The following is a 471-nucleotide window of genomic DNA, read 5'->3' as shown; positions in this document are numbered from 1 at the left end:
GGCTGGCCAGGCGCATGGTCGAGCGTGCCATCGCGGCTGGGGTGCCGTTCGCCTGGGTGGCGGCGGACAGCGTCTACGGGGTGGGCGAGATCGAGATGGCGCTGCGCCGGGCGGGCAAGGGCTACGTGCTCGGGGTCAACGCCACGCAGGCCTTCAACCCCTGGGTCGGCAAGCCGATGGTGGCTGGAACTGCCGAGGAGATTGCCAAGGATCTCGAGCCCTCTGCTTGGCAGCGCCTGTCCGCGGGCGAGGGCACGAAAGGGCCGCGGCTCTCCGATTGGGCCAATCTCGAGCTGGCTGACCTGGACGCGGACGAGTACCGGGCCGGCGCGGCCGGCCTTTGGACCCGTGGCCTGCTGATCCGGCGCAGCCTCGCCGACGGCGAATGTGCCTGCTTCACCACCTGGTGCCCGGCCGGGGCCACGATCGAGACGTTGGCCACCGTCGAAGGGCAGCGCTGGGCCAGCGAGG

General features: G+C 71.5%; 1 pseudogene. It reads left to right on the top strand.

Going from position 1 to position 471, the window contains the following annotated elements:
• A pseudogene (locus E2C06_RS36975) lies at positions 1–471 on the top strand (IS701 family transposase); the annotation flags it as partial.

Source organism: Dankookia rubra (genome assembly GCF_004355005.1).
In the GTDB taxonomy this organism is placed as follows: Bacteria; Pseudomonadota; Alphaproteobacteria; order Acetobacterales; family Acetobacteraceae; genus Paracraurococcus; species Paracraurococcus ruber_A.
This window is presented reverse-complemented; position numbering and strand designations above follow the sequence as displayed.